Source organism: Paraburkholderia atlantica, assembly GCF_009362785.1.
Classification (GTDB): domain Bacteria; phylum Pseudomonadota; class Gammaproteobacteria; order Burkholderiales; family Burkholderiaceae; genus Paraburkholderia; species Paraburkholderia atlantica.
Window position 1 is genome coordinate 159894 of sequence record NZ_WHNQ01000001.1, and the last position, 16701, is coordinate 176594.

A 16701-nucleotide genomic window follows, 5' to 3' on the forward strand; every position below is an offset into this window, starting at 1 on the left:
GTCATCGAATGACCGCTTTCCCGACGTTGTATCGAATGAGCGAGGCAGGAGAAGTATCGATGATCGAATCGGCAGATGTGATCGTCATTGGCTCCGGCGGGTTAGGCGCAGCGACAGCCTTTCACTTGTCGAAGAGAGGCGCTCAACGGGTCGCGATGATCGAGCGGCTCGAAATCGGCTCACAAACGTCACCGCGCGCGGCTGGTATGGTCAGTTGCCTGCGCAAGAGTGACTTGATGATCGAGCTGATCAAGCTGGCGGCTGACAGAATCAGGCAATTCTCTGAGGACACCGGTCAGCCGCTGGATTGGCTGCGCTCGGGCAGTCTCAAAGTGGCGCGCAGACCGGCGGATGCCGAAGTCATTCAGGAAGACATCCTGCGTGGCCGGCGCCACGGTCTGGACGTGGAGGAAATTTCCGTCGACGCGGCCCACCGGCTCAACCCGTTTCTTCAAACAACGGGAGTTGCCGCGGTGATGCACATCGCCGACGACATGTATTTCAATCCCGCACAAGTGGCCATCGGCTTCGCTCGTGCAGCACAGGCAAACGGGGCTGTGTTGCTGCCGAACACCGCGGTGACGCGCGTCGTGATCGACGGCGGCGAGGTGACCGGGGTCGACACCACGTGCGGCCGTATCCACGCACCGGTCGTGGTCGATGCGGCCGGCGCCTGGACGCGACAAGTGGCCGAGGCCAGCGGAATTCGCGTTCCTCTTGTTACAACAGCGCAGCAATTGTTCGTCACCGAGCCCGTGCCCGATGCCCGAGCCGATTTGCCGATGGTCCGAATTATGGATGCCGCGGTGTATATGAGACCTTGCGACGGAGGATTTCTGTGGGGAGTCTACGAGGAAAATCCGAGGTTCTTCGACATGAATGGCTTCGACGCCAACTTCGACGTCAAGGATCTGTCGCTCGATGCCGACGTTCTCTGGCACTATGCGCGGGACGTCGAGGCTCAGCTTCCGGTGCTTCTGAACACCGCGATCCGCGAGCATCGTGGCGGACTGCCAACGATGACGGCCGATGGCCAGCACGTCGTCGGCCCCGCGCCGGCCATTCGGGGGTTTTACTTCGCGAGCGGTTGCAATGTCGCAGGACTCTCTATCGCCCCGGCACTGGGGGAGATGCTCGCCGCGTGGATCGTCGACGGTGCTCCCCTCATCGATTTATCGCCTCTATCGATTGCCAGATTTGGAACCGGGCCATGGCCGGATGACGAGTTGATCAGGCAGTCCGCGTGGCAGTACCGTCATTTCTACGGTGCAAGATAACTCAACCATCGACGCGTTCTTCATCGAGCGCTGCGATGTCGGGAACTGGATGCAGTGCTGGATCAGTCGTCATCGTCCCTGTGACGATGATGCTCCCAGCCCTTGTGCCAGCCACGGTCATGGCGCCAGTGCCTGTCACGGTCGTCGTTGTATTCGTACCCATAGCCATACCCGTAGCCATAGGCCGGAGCAGGCACGTAGGTCACTGGTGGCGCCTCGTAGACCACTGGGGGCGGCGCGACATAAACCGGCCCCGGCGCGCCAAGGTAAACACCAAGGTCGACATGAGCCAGCGCAGCGCTGGAAGCGCACGCAGCGCAAACGCCTGCAATCCACAAAATGAAGGTGCGCTTCATGTATCTCTCCCTGTTCGCTGGCATCGGATGTTGATGCGATTTAGCGATATCGATTGTATGTGTCGTGCCGGTTGGCAAGTAAACGTGAAGTGTCAGTCAGGTAACCGTTTGTAAGGCGTTGTGCCCTCCGCGGTTCTATGCGTGCTCACGAAGCGCTCAGCGAATCGCCATAGACATGCACCCGCTCACCAACCTGAACGGTGGGCTGATTGTCGTAGTTGAAGTTTCGATAACTGCCATCCTGCATCCTGACTTGCACCTGGTAGGTGGCGACCTTGCGTACCGCATGTTCGATACCGTTACCGGCAAGGCCGCCGCCAACCGCACCCGCTATCGTCGCCAGAACACGGCCGCGACCTTGACCAACCTGATTGCCCAGCAGGCCGCCTGCCACCGCACCGCCTACAGCGCCGAGCCCGGTGGCCGGCTCTTGTGTTTGGACCGCGTTGACCGCGACGACTTCACCTGCATTAGGGTCGACGGCAACGGCTCGAGGTGACGGCTGGGTGGTATCGCGGTGACTATCGTCGTGCGCGTACCGGGGCGCTGGCGACGACGCATTGCTATGGCGGGTATGAACATGGGATTCGAGCGGCGTGCTGGCTGGCTGCACCGCCACCGATGCAGTTTGCGACGGCGGCGGCGTTACCGCACGGGATGTCGGAAGCAGACCGGTCATCGCGGCAATGCCGGTGCCACTGGCGAGAATGACAGCAACAGCAGCCCCGGCGACCAGAGGATGAATGCGGCTGCGCGGGGATGAATCGGAAGGCAAGTTCGTGTTCATTGCTGGCTCCGTGGTATGTGCCTTCAAGAACGCCGATACCATCGAGCCGGTGGACCTTGCTATTGTGAGATCTGTAAGCAGTTGTAGTTCGCCGGTACGCGTTGGCAAGCAAACCGACTCATAGAAAAACAATGGCCGGTCGCCCGGCCATTATCGACTGGTCCTGCGAACACTCCCGCGTCAATCCTTTTCGGGCCGCCGTCCCGACTGCGCCGCTGGCATCCTGCGATAAATGGTGTTCCGCGACACCCCAAGCGCACGCGCCGCCGCCGAAACGTTGCCGCCGTAACGCGCCAGCGTCATAGCGACTACCGACGCGGCGACATCCTGCAGCCGCGCGCCGTCAGGTACCGGTGCATCGCCTGCAGCAAGCGCGTCCGCAGCCGCAACGTCGGAAACGGCCGATATGGCAGAGTCAGCTCGATCTGCGTCGCCACCGCCGCAACCCGCACCACGAACGTCATCCAGAAAATCATCCGGCAAATGCTCCCACCGGATCACCCCATCGTCCTCCACCATCGCCGCCGCAGTCCGCAGCAGATTAGCCAGTTGCCGGCAATTGCCCGGCCATATATGTCGCCCGAACGCCGCCATCACATCAGCCGCAACGCTGAGAGCCTGCCGCCCTCCGCTTTCAACTGTCTCCCACTGCAACATCTTCTCAACGACGACCGCGAGATCGCTCCGCTCCCGCAACGCCGGCAACCGAACCGCAAGCCCGTTGATCCGATAGTAAAGATCCTCACGAAACTGATGCTGTGCAATCATCTCGCGCAAGTTGCGGTGTGTCGCGCAAATAACGGAGACATCGACGGGAACCGCCCGCGCCGCCCCGAGCGGCGTCACGACCCGCTCCTGCAAAACGCGCAGCAAGCGCACCTGCAACGAACAAGGCATATCCCCAATCTCATCGAGAAACAGCGTGCCGCCACTCGCCTGCATCAGCTTGCCGATCGCCCCTTTCCGCCGCGCGCCGGTAAACGCACCCTCTTCATACCCGAATAGCTCGGATTCGATCAGCGACTCCGGAATCGAAGCACAGTTGACCGCAACAAACGGCCCATCACGTCGCGGCGAATCGTTGTGAATCGCCTGTGCGAGCAGCTCCTTGCCGGTACCGGTCTCGCCGGTGATCAGGATCGGAATATCCTTGCCGAGCACCTTGCGAACCTTCGCAATCAGTGCAGCCACACGAGCATCGCCGGTATCGAGATCGCTGAGCCGCGACAGTCCCGCAGCCGGTTGACGCGCATTCGCACACACCGGTCGCGGCGCAACTGCACCCTGCGCATCAACGGCGCCGCGCTCTAGCCCAAACGACGCCCGCCTGAACTGCCCACGTGCGCACACCACCGCACCGTTGTGCAGATTCAGCATCAGATGCGGCGCAACGCCATGCGTCAAACGATCGATCAGTTGCGCATACGAGATCTGAAACAGCGACGACAGCGTATGCGCGCGCAACGCAGCGAGCGGCAAGCCCAACTGAAATTGCGCACTGCGATTCGCGGACAGAAAGCGGCCATCGTCGGTAAACGCAATGATCCCTTCCATCAGCGTGCCGAGAAACTCAGGACGTCCGTGAAAAGACACTTGCAGCACGTCGCGAAACGCCGTCGAGAACAGATGGTTTTCGATCATCTGTACCGACATCTTCGCGAGCGCCATCGTGTGCTGGTGATAGCTGCGATGGTCGCCCGTCACGTCGAGCACGCCGATCAGATCACCATACGGATCGAGAATCGGCACACTCGAACAGGTCAGGAAGCGGTTCGCCGCCAGATAGTGCTGATCGCCATGAACGACCATCGCACACCCCTCGGCCAGCGAGGTACCGATCGCGTTGGTCCCCTGACGATCCTCGGCCCAGTTCGCGCCGGGCCGCAGCGCCACTTTTTCCGCGCGATGCAGAAAGTCGTCGTCGCCGATCGAATGCAGGATCAACCCTTCGGCGTTGGTCAACACGATCATGCTTTGCGTGTTGACGATCTGCTCGCGCAGCGTCTCCATGACCGGCATCGCATGCGCGCACAGCACCTGGTTCTGTTCGCGCTTCAACGCGAGTCCCGTGTCGGACAGGATGTCGTAATCCGGCCGGAACGATGCACGCAGGCCGAACGTCTCGGAGCGTTCGTGGGCTTTCTGGATCGCCGGTGCAGGCCAACCTTTGGCGCGGTTAGCCGCCGCCACGCTGACCGGATGAACGTCGTCGCGCATTGTCTCCTCCTGAATGCGCCCGGGTCGTGCCGGACGCTTTGATGCGTGTCAACAGAATACTCCCTTTGCCAGTCCGCCCGACGCCCGCCGTGACCCCGCGCGGGCCCGCATCCTTGATCTGCATCAGCGTCGGCCGGATCTGCGGCGTTTCTGAACAACCGCTGCCCGCATAACTGTTCCGAAACGGAACGCTTCGGCCTATACAGCCCACCGCGGTCCCTGAAATCTCGTATGTCGATGCATTGGTATGGTTCCTGCCTGATGTGGTACCGCGCAGTCACCCGATCACCATCACAAACGGAGACAAGTGATGAATCCATTTGACCTGAAAGCCCTCGGCATCGACATCGAGTATCCCTACCGCCAGCGCTACGAAAACTACATCGGCGGCAAGTGGGTGCCGCCGGTCGGTGGCGACTATTTCGACAACGTGTCGCCGATCAACGGGCAGCCGTTTTGTCGCGTGCCTCGCTCGAGCGCCGCGGACATCGACCTCGCGCTCGACGCCGCGCATGCAGCGCGCCGCAAGTGGGCGAAGACCTCGGTGACGGAGCGCGCGAATCTGCTGCTGGCGGTGGCCGAGCGCATGGAGAAGAACCTGAAGCTGCTCGCGGTCGCGGAGACGATCGATAACGGCAAGCCGCTGCGCGAAACGATGGCCGCTGACCTGCCGCTCGCCGTCGACCATTTTCGCTATTTCGCGGGCTGCATCCGCGCGCAGGAAGGCGGCATCTCGGAGATCGACGGCAACACGGTCGCTTATCACTTTCACGAGCCGGCTGGTGTCGTGGGTCAGATCATCCCGTGGAATTTCCCGCTGCTGATGGCCGCATGGAAGCTCGCGCCCGCGCTCGCGGCCGGCTGCTGCATCGTGATGAAGCCCGCCGAGCAGACGCCGGCTTCGGTACTCGTGCTGATCGAGCTGATCGGCGATCTTTTCCCTGCCGGCGTCATCAATATCGTCAACGGCTTCGGCAAGGAAGCGGGCGAAGCGCTCGCCACCAGCAAGCGCATCGCGAAGATCGCGTTCACCGGCTCGACGCCGGTCGGCAAGCGCATCCTGCATGCAGCCGCGGATAACCTGATTCCGTCGACGGTCGAACTCGGCGGCAAGAGCCCGAACATCTTCTTCGCCGACGTGCTCGATCGCGACGACGCATTCCTCGACAAGGCGCTCGAAGGCCTCGCGATGTTCGCGTTGAATCAGGGTGAGGTTTGCACGTGCCCCTCGCGCGTGCTGGTTCAGGAGTCGATTTACGAGCGCTTCATCGAGAAGGCGATCGCCCGTGTGGAACGCATCAAGGCCGGCCATCCGCTGAACCTCGAAACGATGATCGGCGCGCAGGCATCACAGCAGCAGCTCGACAAGATCCTGTCGTATATCGATATCGGCCGGGACGAAGGGGCGCGGTGTCTCGTCGGTGGCGAGCGCGCGACCCCTGGCGCCGGCCTCGGCGAGGGCTTCTACGTGAAGCCGACGATGCTGTTCGGCAACAACGATATGCGCGTGTTCCAGGAGGAAATCTTCGGGCCGGTCGCCTCGGTGATGACGTTCAAGGACGAACAGCAAGCGATCGAACTCGCGAACGACACGTACTATGGCCTGGGCGCGGGCGTATGGACGCGCGATGGGACGCGCGCTTACAAGATGGGACGCGAGATCGAGGCGGGACGCGTGTGGACCAACTGCTATCACCTGTATCCGGCGCACGCGGCATTCGGTGGCTATAAGCAGTCGGGGATCGGGCGCGAAACGCACAAGATGGCGTTGTCGAATTATCAGCAGACGAAGTGTCTGCTGGTCAGCTATCAGGCGGAAGCGCTCGGGTTCTTCTGAGAGAACGGCGCGCGTCGTTCACTGACGACGCGCGCTCTAGCCGCGCGTGCTCTACACGTTAGGTACGCGCGGGAGCCAGCAATTGCGCTGGCATCCCACCCGTCGCTCAGATCACGCCTTGCGCCAGCATCGCGTCGGCGACCCGCACAAAGCCGGCGATATTCGCTCCGTTCACATAGCTGACCGAACCGTCGTCGCGACGACCATGTCGCAGGCAGACCTCATGAATGCTGCGCATGATGTCGTGCAGACGTGCATCGACTTCTTCGCGCGGCCAAGAGATGCGCATCGCGTTCTGACTCATTTCCAGACCCGACGTGGCGACACCGCCGGCGTTGCTGGCTTTGCCAGGAGCGTACAGGACGCCATTGTTCTCGAAGCACTTGGCGGCGTCGTTGGTCGACGGCATGTTGGCGCCTTCCGCGACGCAAATCACGCCGTTCTTGATCAGCGTTGCGGCGTCCTCGGCATTCAGTTCGTTTTGCGTGGCGCACGGCAGCGCGACGTCCACGGGCACATGCCACGGACGCTGCCCCGGCAGGAAATCGAGTCCAACGCGTTTTGCGTAGTCGCTGACACGGCCGTAGTGATGGTTCTTCACGTCCATCAACTCGGCCAGTTTTTCGGCGGTGAAGCCGTCTTCATCGACGACGGTGCCGCTCGAATCCGAGACCGTGACGACCTTGGCGCCGAGCGCCATGGCTTTTTCCACGGCATATTGGGCGACGTTGCCGGAACCCGACACGCTAACGCGCAAACCGTCGAAGCTGCGGCCGGTCTGCTTGAGCATTTCCTCGGCGAAGTACACGGTGCCGTAGCCGGTGGCTTCCGGGCGAATCAGCGAGCCGCCGAATGACAGTCCCTTGCCGGTGAACACGCAATCGGCGCGATTGGAGAGCTTCTTCATCATGCCGGCCATAAAACCGACTTCGCGGCCGCCCACGCCGATGTCACCGGCGGGGACATCCGTGTCGCTGCCGACGTGGCGGAACAGTTCGCTCACGAAGGCCTGGCAGAATCGCATGACTTCACCGGGGCTCTTGCCTTTCGGGTCGAAATCGGAGCCGCCCTTGCCGCCGCCCATGGGCAGGGTCGTCAGGGCGTTCTTGAAGGTCTGTTCGAAAGCCAGGAACTTGAGGATCGACAGGTTGACCGACGGATGGAAGCGCAGGCCACCCTTATACGGCCCGATTGCCGAGCTGTGCTGGATGCGATACCCGCGATTGACCTCGACGTCACCGTGATCGTTGACCCAGGACACCCGGAACATGACGATGCGCTCCGGTTCGACCAGCCGGTCGAGCAGGCCGTGCTCGGCGTATTTCGGATGCTGCGAGATGTACGGCCACAGGCTTTCCATCACCTCGGTGACAGCCTGCAGGAACTCTGGTTGGCGCGGGTTGCGCTCGGCGGTAAAGCCCAGGAAGGCTTCAAGGGATTGATATTTCATTTCGAATGCTCAGGAATGGTGCATGTTTTTGTGCGGGAAAGCATTTTGCCCCAGGTGTAGTCTCCATGTAAGGCAAACGAATCGAATTGTAGGAATCGAGCTTGTCCCGAAATGTAGTGCCAAATGAACCGGCCATCAGGCGTCCGTTCGCCCGACGAATCAAATTTATCGCCTGATCACGCTAAAAATTCATCCAATTCCGATCGCCGCGGGTCATCTCCCTTCCGATACTTGTCGTTCGCACATAACAAGGAACGACGATGACGAACGGCAACGGCCGGCCAATGATCCGGCTCGCAGGCAATAGCACCGGCAGCGGCGCGATTCTGATTCCATCGTGAGCGCATGCCAATTGCGAGAACTTGCTCACCTCCGCGAACGCATCCTGGGCCTTTCCTCTGACGCACTACCCACATGGGGCAATGCGCCTTTGCTGGTCCCGCTCCGCCTGCGCGGCACCGAAACCCTGGGCAAGCTCTATCGATACACGCTCGATGTCGCGACGATCGAAAGCCCGACGCTCGGAGTGTGGCAAGCACAGGAACTCGTCGTGCCTAATCGCCTGATCGGCAAGGTCATCGACATTTCGATCGCTTTCGACGGCAACGGATTGTTCGGTCGTCATGGGTTGGTACGCGGCGACGTGGCACACGCGAGCGCCGGCCGCCGCACGATGTCGGGCCTCATCACAGGCATCAAACAGATGGGTACCGATGAACGGCGCGCCTATTACCGCCTCGTCGTCCGTCCCTGGCTGTGGCTGGCCACGAAGAACTGCGACAGCAGGATCTTCCAGGACGCCAGCGTGGTGGACATCACTGACCTGGTACTCAAGGAGCGATATCACTTCCCGGTCGTGATGGAACTCGGCGCGCCAGGCCTGCGCAACGGCTACCCGAAGCGGGACTATGTCCGGCAGATGTGGGAATCCGACTTCGATTTCCTCACGCGGATCTGGAGAGAATGGGGAATCTACTACCTGTTCGACGGAATGACGCTGGTACTGTGCGATTCGCCCGGCTCGCACAAGCGACACGACAACGCATACGACACGCTGCGCTACCATGCGCCCGACAGCAGGCACGTCGACGAGGAGCACGTTCACAAGCTCGAGGTATCGCATCAGATCACGCCAGGCAAGGTCAGCCTGATCGATTACGACTACACGCGCCCCGGCGCGCGCTTCGAGGGCGAGTACGAGAGCCACAGTGAGCAGGCCCACGACAACATCGAGCAATACGGCTGGGGCGACTATTCGCAGCCGCTTGCGGGTGCGACGGGACTGTCAGGCGAGCGGAACGACTTCCGCGATGAAGCCGGGCACCTCGCGAGCGTGCGTGTCGATGCAATGCGCAGTCATCGTCTGCGGCTGAAGGGTCAGGGGAATCTGCGCGGTCTGACAACCGGGAAAACATTCTGGCTCGACAACCATCCGCTGCGGGAAGTCAACGCCGAGTACCTGGTCGTATCGACGACCCTCGATATCCGCAATGCACCGCAGAACACGCAGTCACCCGGTGCAGACAGGAACGATCCGCTGCGCCAGTGCATGACCGACTTCGTGCTCCAACCCGCCAATACGTTCTTCAAAAACCGTCCGAAGAAAAAGCCGCGTTGCGCGGCGGAAACGGCAATCGTGGTCGGCCCCGAGGATCAGCCGATATGGGTCGATGGATACGCACGCGTGAAGGTGCGCTTTGCGTGGGAGCGGCTTGCCCCGAAGAACGACAGCGCCAGTTGCTGGGTGCGGGTGTCGTCGCCGTGGCAAGGCAACGGCTTCGGTGCGATCTATCCGCCGCGCATCGGTCAGGAGGTCACGGTCAGTTATCACGAAGGCGACCCGGACAAGCCTTACGTGTCGGACCGGATGGTCAACGGGCAGAATCAGCCGCCCTGGAGGCTGCCCGACAACCAGGCGCTCTCGGGCATCCTTAGCAGCGAGCTCAAGGCGGGCTGCGCGAGCCAGACCAATCACGTCGTACTGGATGACACGCCGGGCCAACTGCAGGCACAGATCGCCAGCGACCACGCCCAGTCGCGCCTCGTGCTGGGCTACAACACGCATGTCGTGCGCGACGCAGGCCGGCAGCAGGCACGCGGTGAAGGCTGGGAACTGGCGACGAACGCATGGGGTGTCGCGCGAGCCAACCGAGGCATGCTGATCACCACCGAGGCACGTCACGGCGCTAGCACCCCGGCAAAGGATGCCGGTGAGACCGTGGCGCGCCTCACTCAGGCGCGCGACACCCACGAGAACCTCGCGAGTCTCGCGCGGCGGCACGAGGCACAGGAACAGCAGACTAGTCAAAGCGAAGTCGCGCGGGCCATCAAGGCGCAGAACGACGCGATTCGCGGCGGCAAGGCAAGCGCGGAGCTTCCGTTTCCGCAACTGACCCAGCCCGAGCTGGTGCTGGCCAGCGCGGCGGGTCTCGGTCTCACGGCAGCGCAAAGCACGCACGTGGCGAGTGCCGAACACATCGCGCTCAGCGCGGGCGGACACGTCAGCGTCGCGGCGATGAAATCGCTGCTGGCGTCGGCGGTCAACGGCGTGCGGGTGTTTGCGCAACATCTCGGCATCCGGCTCAAGGCCGCATCGGGCAAGGTGCAGATCGACGCGCAAAACGACGACGTCGAGATCATCGCGCAACGCGTCGTCAGCATCATCAGCAGAGCCGATTCGATCAATCTGATGGCCAGCAAGGAAATCGTCTTGCATGCTGGTAATACGAAAGTGGTCATCAATTCGGACGGGTACAAGGTCTATACGGGTGGCGAGCATCGCGTCCATGCGAGCGATCATCGGACCGACGGGCCAGCGGCACGGCCTGTCAGTCTGCCCGTCACGCCAGAAAGTCCCGGCAGGCTGGCGGCGCATCATGTGCTGATCGAACACGATTCCGGCTTTGCGCTGCCGAACCAGCCGTACCGGATCACGCTCGACGATGGTCGGCTGATTCAGGGTGTGACCAACGCACTTGGCGAGGCGAGTCTCGTCACCAGCAATATGCTTGCGTTCGCGACGGTCGAACTGCTTGCCGCGAGCGAGCCGGACAAGGTGATTGCGGTTAGCAGAGGCGCGGTGATCAGAGCGGCGAATGAGTCATTCGCTGGCGCTGTACCCAATGCCGAGAAACGCAGTGCCACGGTCGCAGGAAAGGCCGTGGCCTCTCCGAACGAGAGCGCGACGACGGAAGATAAACCACCGGAATTCGTCTCGTGCGATCCGATGAACTTCGGGCTGCGGTTTTATCACTTCGTTAACGGTGCGACCGAGGGTGACACGCCTGCCGGTATGTCGATGCGCAAGGGTGTCGAATACCCGGTGACCAAGGCTTATGCGGCTGCGATCAAGGCTGCGCTGCAGGGGATTGATTGGGGCGGGGTGGCGTGGCCGTTGACTGCCGATTCGATAAGAATGATTCAAAACGCGGTCATGCCGAAATTGGAAGACGCGCTTGGTGCCGGGCCCTTTGGATTACCACGACGCGATGCCGCTAGTCCGGAAACTAGTGATGGCATGCCACAGATCGTGATAGTCGATCCAGAGCGGACAACGCAGTACAACCTGCGACAGGACGTCAGTGCCGCGTTCATCGGGAAGTACTGGCTTATCGCCGTCAACGAGAGCGAGATCGCGCACATCGTCGAACTCAAGCACCAGCCGACCTTGCTGGATAACCGCCTCAAGGCATTTGCCGACACGCTGTATCACGAGTGCCGCCACTGCCAACAGTACTTTTGGATGTTTTCTTTGCTTCAGCACTTTCCAGACGACTACAAAGACCTGCCGAATGTCCAGAGGTTGTATTGGTCGACGATTCTAAAAGAAGCCTATACAGCGGCTGGAAACACGCCACTACCTGACGATCGCCGCGTTCACATCGGTCTGCACAGGATGCTTGTCTTCCACTACTACTGGCTGGTCTCTTACATGCGGGACATGCCCGGTTGGGAGTATCTCAGCCGAGATCTCCCGCTTGCCGAAAGGAAGGTATGTGACCTGCTGAACGTATCTCCTGAAACAGCACAAAAAATGGTGCAATTCGAAACCGGCTATAGGAGCCAACTTCATGAAGAAGATGCCTATGCCTGCGCGGAAGTGGTCCAGGCCTACTGGCAAAATCCTCGTGATCCTCTCGTTCGCAATCCCGGTACATGCACAGCTCAGTACACCGACGCCCTCAGGATCGTCGGGGCCAGGAGTTGAGATGAGACCGACTGTGACCGACGCCCAGCGCGATATGGCATTCAGCATTTTGACCACTGCAATAGCGATCCTGCGGGACGACCAGCCATTCGATCCCGCTCATACGATTTTCGGCCGCATTCTTGCGGCTGACCCTCTGCGCGGCAAAGGAGGTGGGACGGAGTATTTCTTCGTGAATCCGGCTTTCCCGCGGACGCAAATCATTCTCTATGTGGTACCCGATCCGCTTGCTCCCTCCGCCGACCGCACGAAAGTCAAGCAAGTCGTGACCCACTTCACGATTCGCTTCAGTCCACTATTGACCGACGTTAACCGCTCGACACTGGAAGATCTCCTCCAGGTCGATATCGGTTACTGGATCGACGGCAATGGCGAGCGGCGGCCCGGCAATGATATGGGCACGGCTCCGCCGCAGATTCGGCTGCATAGCTATCGCTATCGTGCTTCGAATCTGCCAACGAGCCAATTTCCGGTGGACGTCGAATTTGCTTTCGGCGACCCGGACCCAAACAATCCAGCGCCTGATGAACCCAAAACGCCGGTCCTAATGGACGTTCTCCTGAATCGTGACTATTCCGCGCTGAAACCGCGACGCCATGGACAGAACCCTTCTTGAGTGACCTGTTGAACGTCTCTGCGGAAACAGCACAAAAGATGGCGCAATTCAAACCCGGCTATAGGTGCCACCTTCATGAAAAAGATGCCTACGCTAGCACGGAAGTGGTCCAAGTATACTGGCGGAATCCTGATGATCCTCTCATTCGCAACCTCAGTACCTGCACAGCCCAGTACGTCGACGCTCACGGGACCGTCAGCGCCAGGAGCGGCGACCAGAGAGACCGTGACCGACGCGCAGCGCGACATAGCCTTCAGGATATTGACCACTGCAATGGCGATCCTGCGGGACGACCAGCCCTTCGATCCCGCTCGTACGATATTCGGCCGCATTCTTGCGGCGCGGCCTGAGCGCGGTGTGGTGGGTGTTACGGAGTATTCCTTCGTGAATCCGGTCTTGCCGGATACGCAAATCATCGTAGTTGCGATACCCGATCCGCTCGTCCCCTCCCCCGACCGCGCAAAAGTGAAGCAAGTCGCGACGCACTTCACGATCCGCTTCAGTCCACTATTGACCGACGTTAACCGCTCGACACTGGAAGATCTCCTCCAGGTCGATATCGGTTACTGGATCGACGGCAATGGCGAGCGGCGGCCCGGCAACGATATGGGAACAGTACCGCCGCAGGTTCGTCTGCATCACTATCGCTATCGTGCCTCAGACCTGCCAACCAGCCGATTTCCGGTGGACGTCGAGTTTGCTTTCGGGGACCCCGACCCAAAGGACCCGGCGCCCGACGAATCCAAAACGCCGGTCCTGATGGACGTTCATTTTGATCGTGACTATTCCGCGCTGCGACCGCACCACCGTGAACAGAATCCGTCGTGAACAGCTGGTGGCAAAGGGTGTCACCCGATGACGAAGAACAGGAGTGAACTGGCGTGGTCCCAAACCGTTTTCGCAGGCGTTTCAGAAGCAAACGCCAGGCGCAAACCTGTTCCCCGGTGATCTAACCTCAGCTCCGAACACTATTCCTCCCCAACCGTCTCGACATAGTTATCAACCGCACTACTGACCGTCGGATGAAAGCGCGCATCGCCGATCAGATCGGTCAACTCGAAGCGCCTGAGCTTGTCGCGAACCGGGTCCTTCATCTCCGCAAAGTGCAGTGCAATCCCGCGCTCGTCGAGCGTGCGCGTCAGCTCCCGCAGCATGTCGGCCGAGGTGACGTCCACGCTCGTCACCGGTTCGGCCGCCACCACCACGCGCCTGACCGGTGGCGGCGATTCGGCGACGGCTTCGAGCAGGCGCTCCTGAAACTGCTCGGCATTCGCAAAGAACAGCGGTGCGTCCCAGCGAAACAGCACCAGTCCGGGGATTCGCTTCCCGTGCGGATAACGCTCCAGGTCGTGATAGCCGCGCAAACCCTCGACGCGACCGAGCACCGCGTAATGCGGTCGCCAGCCGTCCCACAGAAACTCGATGACCGCGATCACCACCGCGAAACCGATGCCCGGAATCGCGCCGAACACCGCGACGCCGGCAAAGCAGGCCATCGACAGCCAGAACTCCCATTGCTGGATGCGGAATATCCGCTTCAGGTCCGTGATCTCGAACAGACCGATCGCCGCCGCGATGACGACCGCGGCGAGCGCGCTGTTGGGCAGGTAGTGCATCAGGTTGGGCGCAACCATCAGCAGCGCCGCGACCGCCAGCGCGCCGACGACGCCCGTCAGTTGCGTCTTCGCGCCCGCCGCCTCGGCGACCGGGGTGCGCGACGAGCTGCTGCTGATCGGGAAGCCGTGGAACAGGCCGGCCGCGAGATTGGCCACGCCGAGCCCGACCATCTCCTGATTCGGGTCGACGCGGCTGCGAAAACGCGCCGCGAATGTCCGCGACAGCACGCTGGTATCCGCGAACGAAATCAGCGCGACCGCGCACCCGCCGAGCAGTATCTTGACCAGATCGGCGTCGGTGACCCACGGTAGCGCAAAGGTCGGCAGGCCCTGAGGAATTTTGCCGAGCACCTTCACGCCGACGCTATCGAGGTGCAATGCGGTCACGCACAACGTCGCGACGATCACGGCGATCAGGATGCCCGGCAGCTTCTCGAAGCGCTTGAGAAACAGGATCAGCACGAGGCTTCCCGCCCCCACCGCGAAGCTGTACCAGTTGGATTTGCCATCGGCGATGGCCTGCACGAGACTCAGGATGTCCCGCAGTGGGCCGCGCTCTTCGATCGAGATGGCAAACAGTTTGGGTAACTGGCTGATCAGCACCGCGAGCGCGATGCCGTTCATGTAGCCGTATCGAATGGGCTTAGACAGCAATTCAGTGATGAATCCCAGCCGCAGCAAGCCCATCACGATACAGAACACGCCAGACACGATCGCCATCATGCTGGCCGCCGCAATCGCGCGCGACGGGTCGCCCGCCGCGACTTGCACGACGACCGCGAGGATCGGAGCCGCGAGCGCGGAGTCGGGGCCGAGCACGAGAATCCGGCTCGGGCCGAACAGCGCATACGCCAACAACGGAACGATCGTCGCGTAGAGGCCGAACACGCCGGGCACGCCCGATGCCGCCGCGTAAGCGATCCCGACTGGCACCAGCATCGTGGTCAGTACCAGTCCGGCCGTCAGATCGCTCGGCAGCCAGCTCAACCGGTACGTCTTGAGCACCGTCAGCCCCGGCAGCCAGCGCATCCAGCGGCGCGCGCTGCTTGCAGCGGTCTGTTCTTTGGGAGGAACTGGCCTGTCCGCTTCCATTTTTGGAATGTTCGCAGTCGATGACGCCGCGCCACGGATCGTGGGGGCACTGTCATTCGTAGAATAGTCCAGAGCCTCCATCGGCGACAGTGAGGTGGCACACCGTTTGCGCATCAAGGCCGCTTGCGCCTCAGCAGCCACCCAACGCCGCCGGCTAGCGCCACCACCGCCGCGCCGTACACCGCATTGCGATGCCGGTCGGTAAACAACTCCCAGCAGTACGCACGCGCTTCATCATCGAAGCGGCCATGCGCGGCGTAATGGCCGGGCACCGGCTCATAGAGATTCGCGGGCGCATCGGCGGGCAATGGCTCATCGGTCAATTGCCCGTCGTAACCGGCACGCGCGAGATAGTGGTCGAGCAGCGTCGGCGCGATCCGGTTCGCAAGGATCGCCTTGACCGTCGACCACCCGACCCACACCTGGCGCCGCCGATGGGTGGCCGCGAAATAGATCGCCCGCGCCGCCACCTCCGGCTGAAACACCGGCGCCACCGGCCGCGCCCTGCGTCCCGTGCGATTGAGCGCCCAGTCGAATTGCGGGGTATTGACCGCGGGCAGATCGACCATCGTCAGATGGATATCGACTCCGTCGTGCAGCAACTCGGAACGCAATGAATCGGTAAAGCCGCGCACGGCGAACTTCGCTCCGCAATAGATCGACTGCAACGGCACCGACCGGTACCCGAGCGCCGAGCCGACATTGACGATCGTCCCGTGCCCCCGCGCGCGCATCACGGGGAGCGCCGCCAGCATGCCGTTGACCTGCCCCAGATAGGTCACCTGCGTGCCGCGTTCGACATCGCGCGCGCTGAGCGCGGACACCGGCGCAAACGCGGTCGCCATTGCGACGTTGACCCAGACGTCGATGCCGCCCAACTCGCGATCCACGCGCTGCGCGGCGCGCTCGATCGCGTCGGCATCGGCGACATCGGCGGGCAACGCGAGTGCGCGCACGCCATAGGTCGCGGCGATCTCCTCGGCGGCACGCGCGAGCCGTCGCGGCTCGCGCGCGATCAGCCCGACGTCATAGCCCTGCCGCGCGAATTCGGACGCGGTGGCGCGCCCCACGCCGGCACTTGCCCCTGTAATGACGACGACGCCCTTGCGCTCGACGTCGCCGCCGCGGGTGTCGGTTTGCACCGTCATAGCGTCGCTGGCCACTTTGAACACCTCCGAGGTTGCGCATCCAGTGAGGTGTGAAGCAAAGCGCAGTCCCGCAAATTCGAACCGGACAGCGGTGCCGG

11 protein-coding genes are annotated in these 16701 nt (G+C 61.8%); 5 read left to right on the forward strand and 6 right to left on the reverse strand.

Annotation, left to right across the window (positions count from 1 at the left end):
* Positions 1-59 precede the first annotated feature (59 nt).
* A complete protein-coding gene (locus GCT19_RS00745) occupies positions 60-1277 on the forward strand; it encodes an NAD(P)/FAD-dependent oxidoreductase (RefSeq protein WP_193727356.1) in 1218 nt (405 codons plus the stop codon).
* A gap of 62 nt (positions 1278-1339) precedes the next feature.
* Here the strand turns inward: GCT19_RS00745 and GCT19_RS00750 are convergent, their stop codons facing one another.
* From GCT19_RS00750 to GCT19_RS00760, 3 genes are all read right to left on the reverse strand, one after another.
* Positions 1340-1633, reverse strand: coding sequence for a hypothetical protein (locus GCT19_RS00750; RefSeq protein WP_026227950.1), 294 nt, complete (start codon positions 1631-1633; stop codon positions 1340-1342).
* 145 nt (positions 1634-1778) lie between these two features.
* The gene (locus GCT19_RS00755) at positions 1779-2420 is read right to left on the reverse strand and encodes a glycine zipper 2TM domain-containing protein (RefSeq protein ID WP_152850768.1); all 642 of its coding nucleotides are present in this window, start codon (positions 2418-2420) and stop codon (positions 1779-1781) included.
* Positions 2421-2600: 180 nt separating this feature from the next.
* Positions 2601-4637 (reverse strand): sigma-54-dependent Fis family transcriptional regulator, encoded by a 2037-nt coding sequence (locus GCT19_RS00760; protein WP_152850769.1) that lies wholly within the window; start codon positions 4635-4637, stop codon positions 2601-2603.
* A 310-nt stretch (positions 4638-4947) separates the two neighbouring features.
* Between GCT19_RS00760 and GCT19_RS00765 the strand changes: the two genes are divergently transcribed.
* On the forward strand, positions 4948-6474 hold the full coding sequence (locus tag GCT19_RS00765) for an aldehyde dehydrogenase family protein (protein ID WP_152850770.1): 1527 nt from the start codon (positions 4948-4950) through the stop codon (positions 6472-6474).
* Between the two features lie 106 nt (positions 6475-6580).
* Here the strand turns inward: GCT19_RS00765 and gdhA are convergent, their stop codons facing one another.
* Positions 6581-7924, reverse strand: a complete 1344-nt coding sequence (gene gdhA, locus GCT19_RS00770) for an NADP-specific glutamate dehydrogenase (protein WP_152850771.1) — start codon at positions 7922-7924, stop codon at positions 6581-6583.
* Between the two features lie 337 nt (positions 7925-8261).
* Between gdhA and GCT19_RS00775 the strand changes: the two genes are divergently transcribed.
* The 3 genes from GCT19_RS00775 (at position 8262) to GCT19_RS00785 (ending at position 13575) form a co-directional block, all read left to right on the forward strand.
* Positions 8262-12131: a type VI secretion system Vgr family protein gene (locus tag GCT19_RS00775; RefSeq protein WP_321576727.1), complete on the forward strand. Its 3870-nt coding sequence runs from the start codon at positions 8262-8264 to the stop codon at positions 12129-12131.
* Position 12132: 1 nt separating this feature from the next.
* On the forward strand, positions 12133-12747 hold the full coding sequence (locus GCT19_RS00780) for a hypothetical protein (protein ID WP_152850772.1): 615 nt from the start codon (positions 12133-12135) through the stop codon (positions 12745-12747).
* A gap of 225 nt (positions 12748-12972) precedes the next feature.
* Entirely contained in the window at positions 12973-13575 is a 603-nt protein-coding gene (locus GCT19_RS00785) for a hypothetical protein (protein ID WP_311548512.1), read from the forward strand.
* Positions 13576-13715: 140 nt separating this feature from the next.
* Here GCT19_RS00785 and GCT19_RS00790 read toward each other — a convergent pair whose 3' ends face one another.
* Together GCT19_RS00790 and GCT19_RS00795 are read right to left on the reverse strand one after the other, a co-directional pair.
* Positions 13716-15455 (reverse strand): SulP family inorganic anion transporter, encoded by a 1740-nt coding sequence (locus GCT19_RS00790; protein ID WP_026227952.1) that lies wholly within the window; start codon positions 15453-15455, stop codon positions 13716-13718.
* Between the two features lie 113 nt (positions 15456-15568).
* Positions 15569-16603, reverse strand: coding sequence for an SDR family oxidoreductase (locus tag GCT19_RS00795; protein WP_152850917.1), 1035 nt, complete (start codon positions 16601-16603; stop codon positions 15569-15571).
* Positions 16604-16701: the final 98 nt, after the last annotated feature.